Annotated in this window: 4 protein-coding genes; all 4 read left to right on the top strand. The window is 70.6% G+C overall.

The genetic code is table 11. The features are described 5' to 3' along the window. The first annotated feature begins 224 nt into the window (after nt 1-224). Nucleotides 225-422 carry a hypothetical protein gene (locus G6023_RS11085; RefSeq protein ID WP_182635512.1) on the top strand — a complete coding sequence of 66 codons (198 nt, stop codon included), beginning with the start codon at nt 225-227 and terminating at the stop codon, nt 420-422. Nucleotides 423-490: 68 nt separating this feature from the next. Beyond that, nucleotides 491-1,354, top strand: coding sequence for an alpha/beta hydrolase (locus G6023_RS11080; RefSeq protein ID WP_132064009.1), 864 nt, complete (start codon nt 491-493; stop codon nt 1,352-1,354). A 70-nt stretch (nt 1,355-1,424) separates the two neighbouring features. Next, nucleotides 1,425-2,318, top strand: a complete 894-nt coding sequence (locus G6023_RS11075) for a phosphoribosylaminoimidazolesuccinocarboxamide synthase (RefSeq protein ID WP_067711957.1) — start codon at nt 1,425-1,427, stop codon at nt 2,316-2,318. Then, nucleotides 2,315-4,517: S9 family peptidase (locus G6023_RS11070; protein ID WP_182635510.1), on the top strand; the 2,203-nt coding region annotated here is incomplete at its 3' end. The genes G6023_RS11075 and G6023_RS11070, both read left to right, overlap by 4 nt.

The following is a 4,517-nucleotide window of genomic DNA, read 5'->3' as shown; positions in this document are numbered from 1 at the left end:
TCGCGGATCGTGCCGCGTTCGTCGGCGCTGCCGGCGACCAGGTCGACGCGGTCGCCGCCCGCGTCGAGGCGCTCGTGGCCCGCCACCCGGAGGCGGCCGGCTACGCGCCGGGTTCGATCCTCTGACAGCCTGTCCGTAACTCGCCGGGCCCCCCGCCCGATAAGTCCTGTACACCGACGGAGGCGGGGCCCTCCCGTCGCCGAGTGACAGGGAAGGACCACAGCATGGTCACGAGGCCCAGCGGCTCCCTCGGGGGCGCACTGTACGACGTGTTCGGGATGATCCAGGCCGGGTTCGCCACCGCCAGTTCGGCCGTCGGGATCGACCCGGGGGCGTTCATGCAGCAGTTCTACGTTCCGATCGCGTTCTTTCTGATGCCGCTCGGCGCCGGCAGCCTCATCTTGGACCAGCTCGGGATCTGAGGCCTTTGCCCGATCGGCCCCAGGCGATCGGCCTCGGCCCCGGGCGGGCTGGCACTAGTCTGTGCAGCATGCGCCAGACCCCCATCCCCGTCCCCGGCACCTCCGGCCTGCAGGCGACCCTGCACCACGCTGACCAGCCCCGGGCGTTGCTGCTGCTCGTGCACGGCTTCGCCGAGCACTCCGGCCGGTACGGGCGGACGATCCGCTTCCTCACCGACCGGGGGATCAGTGTTGCCTCCTACGATCTGCGCGGCCACGGCACGGCTCCCGGGCCCCGCGCCAAGGTGTCGATAGAGACGCACATCCGCGACAACCTCGCGGTGCGTGACGCGGTGGTGGAGTGGAGCCGGTCCGCCGAGGGCGGCGGGGCCGAGTCCCTGCCCCGGCTGCTGATGGGGCATTCGATGGGCGGGTTGATCGCGGGGGAGTCCGCGCTCCGGCGGCCGTGGGACCTCAAGGGCCTCATCCTCTCCTCGCCCGGGCTCGTCGTGGGCGAGGGGACACCGGCACCGCTGCGCGTGGCGGCGCCCGTGATCGCTCGTCTCCTGCCGTTCCTGCCGGTGGAGAAGCTCGACCCGCACGACATCTCCCGAGTGCCCGAGTACGTCGAGGACTACACCTCGGATCCGCTGGTCCACCACAAGGGCGTGCCCGCGGTGACGGCGGGGACGATGCTCGCCGGCGGCCTCAAGTTCATCGAGCGGTCGCCGGCACTGCGGTTGCCGACGCTGATCCTCAACGGCTCGGCCGACACCATCACCTACCCGTCGGGCGCGCGGCGCTTCGCGCAGATCGCCGGTTCGGACCACGACCCGCGCCCGGAGATCACCTACCGGGAGTTCGAGGGCGGCCTCCACGAGCTGTTCAACGACCTGTGCGCCGAGGACGCGTACGCGGCGTTGGGGGAGTGGCTCGAGGCCCGACTGGGCTGAGTCCGACCAACCACGGGTGGGGGCCGACGGTCTCGACTCGGGACGTGGGCGTCCGGCTACGCTGGCCGTCATGCGACCCGATCTCTCCTCTTACCGCCATCTCGTCTCCGGAAAGGTCCGCGAGCTGTACGAGATCGACGGTGAGACGCTCCTCCTGGTGGCCACCGACCGCATCTCCGCCTACGACCACGTCCTCGGCACGCCCATCCCGGACAAGGGCCGCGTGCTCACCGCGATGAGCGCCTACTTCTTCGACGCCCTCGACGTGCCCAACCACCTGGCCGGGACGCTGGACGACGAGCGCATCCCGCTCGAGGTGCTCGGCCGCGCGATGGTGGTCCGTCGACTCGACATGGTTCCGGCCGAGTGTGTGGCCCGCGGTTACCTGACCGGGTCGGGGATGACCGAGTACCGGGAGTCGGGGACCGTGTGTGGCATCGAGCTGCCCGGGGGCCTGGTCGAGGCCAGCCGACTGCCCGAGCCGATCTTCACCCCGGCCACCAAGGCGGCGGTGGGGGATCACGACGAGAACATCTCGTTCGATCAGCTCACCGGGATCGTCGGGGCCGAGCTGGCCGAGCAGCTGCGTACGGCGACGCTGGACGTCTACGCGCGGGCCGCGGAGATGGCGGCCGAGCGCGGAGTGCTGCTGGCCGACACCAAGTTCGAGTTCGGCCTGGTCGACGGGGAGCTGATCCTGGCCGACGAGGTGCTCACCCCGGACTCATCGCGCTACTGGCCCGCTGACGAGTATTCGCCGGGCCGTGTGCAACCGAGCTTCGACAAGCAGTACGTGCGGAACTGGTTGACGGGCCCGGAGGCGGGCTGGAACTCCGATGCCGACACCCCGCCACCGGCTCTGCCGCAGGAGGTCGTGGACGCGACCCGGGCGCGCTACATCGAGGCCTACGAGCGCATCTCGGGCCGCTCGTTCGCCGACTGGATCGGGGGCGACGCAGCGTGAGCTCCACCGAGACGACCGACACCGACACCGCAGCCACCGACACCGCCGCCGCCGCGACCGCCACCACAGCCACCACCACGGGGCAGACGCCCACGCCGCCGCAGGCCGAGCGCCGTCCCTTCCGTCGCGAGCACCACGGCCGCGTCTTCGTCGACGACTACGAGTGGTTGCGCGACAAGGACGCTCCCGCGACCCGTGCCTACCTCGAGGCGGAGAACGCCTACACCGATGCGATGACCGCCGACCTCAAACCCCTGGAGGACGAGGTCTACGAGGAGATCCGCTCGCGCGTCAAGGAGACCGACATGTCGGTTCCGGTGCGCGCCAGCGGCTGGTGGTACTTCTCGCGCACCGAGGAGGGCCGCTCGTACGCCAGGCACTGTCGGGTCCCGGTCCCGCAGCAGTTCGTCGACGACCCGTCGGACCCTGCGGGCTGGGTTCCGCCCGAGGTCTCCCCGGGCGTGGAGTTGCCGGGTGAGCAGTTGCTCCTCGACGGAAACGCCGAGGCGGAGGGTCACGACTACTTCGCGCTGGGCGCGTTCTCGGTCAGCCACGACGGCCGCGCACTGGCGTGGGCCACCGATACCGAGGGCGACGAGCGGTACACGCTGCGCTTCCGCTCGCTCGACCCGGACTACACGGCCCCGGACGAGGAGATCTCCGGGATCGCCGCCGGCGTGACCTGGTCCCGCGATGGCCGGTACGTCTTCTACGTCACCGTCGATGACGCCTGGCGACCGGACACGGTGTGGCGTCACCGGCTGGGCACGACGAGGGACGACGACGACAAGGTCTTCCACGAGCCCGACGAGTCCTACTGGATCGGGGTCGGCGAGACACGCAGCGAGAAGTTCCTGCAGATAGCGGCGGGGTCCAAGATCACCACCGAGGTGTGGTGCCTGGACTCGAACGATCCCGCCGGCGAGTTCTGGTGCGTCCGGCCGCGGCAGGAGGGCGTCGAGTACGACGTCGAGCACGCGGTCGTCGGTGGCGAGGACCGGTTCATCATCACCCACAACGACGGCGCCCCGAACTACGAGGTGGTCGAGGCGCCTGTCGGTCCGATCGAGGGCGAGCTGCGGGATCTGCGCACGCTGGTGGCCCACCGCGACGACGTCCGGGTGGAGGGCGTGGACGCCTTCGCGCGCGTGCTGGTGCTGGGGTACCGCGAAGCGGCGCTGCCGCGGTTCGCGCTGATGCCGCTCGAGCAGGGGTCCACGGCGGGAGTCGAGGCGTACGGGCGGTTCGAGCCCGTCGAGTTCGACGAGGAGCTGTACACCTCCGGTCCGGGGTCCAACCCGGAGTGGGACTCGCCGGTCCTGCGGTTCGGCTTCGGTTCGTTCGTCACGCCGGGCCGGGTCTACTCGCTCGACCTCGCCTCGGGGGAGCGGACGCTGCTGCGTGAGCAGGAGGTGCTCGGCGGGTACGACCCGAGCGGCTACGTCCAGCGACGCGACTGGGCGACGGCCGCGGACGGCACCCGGGTGCCGATCTCGCTGGTGATGTCCACCGGCACCGCCGCCCGCGTCGATGCCGGCGAGCAGGTGCCGACGCTGCTGTACGGCTACGGCTCGTACGAGACCAGTATCGATCCCGCGTTCTCGGTGGCGAGGCTCTCGCTGCTCGACCGGGGGATGGCCTTCGCCGTGGCGCACGTGCGGGGCGGCGGTGAGATGGGTCGGCTCTGGTACGAGAACGGCAAGACGCACACGAAGCGCAACACCTTTACCGACTTCGTCGACTGTGCGCGACACCTGGTCGACTCCGGGCTCACCTCCCCGGACCGGCTGGTCGCCGAGGGCGGCAGTGCCGGTGGACTACTGATGGGGGCGGTCGCGAACCTGGCCCCCGAGTTGTTCGTGGGCATCCAGGCCGTGGTGCCGTTCGTCGACCCGCTCACCTCGATCCTCATGCCGGAGCTGCCGCTGACGGTGATCGAGTGGGACGAGTGGGGCGATCCGCTGCACTCCGAGGAGGTCTACGACTACATGGCCTCGTACGCCCCGTACGAGAACATCGAGGCCAAGGACTATCCGGCCATCCTCGCGGTGACCTCGCTCAACGACACCCGGGTGCTGTACGTGGAGCCCGCCAAGTGGGTGGCCAGGCTGCGGGCGGTGTCCCCGTCGGCCAACTCGGCGGACCGGCCGGTGCTGCTGCGCAGCGAGATGAGCGCGGGTCACGGGGGAGTGTCCGGGC

The organism is Dietzia sp. DQ11-71, assembly GCF_014144995.1.
Lineage (GTDB): Bacteria > Actinomycetota > Actinomycetes > Mycobacteriales > Mycobacteriaceae > Dietzia > Dietzia kunjamensis.
Note: the sequence above shows the minus strand (reverse complement) of the source record. Positions and strands in the feature narration are given on the sequence as shown.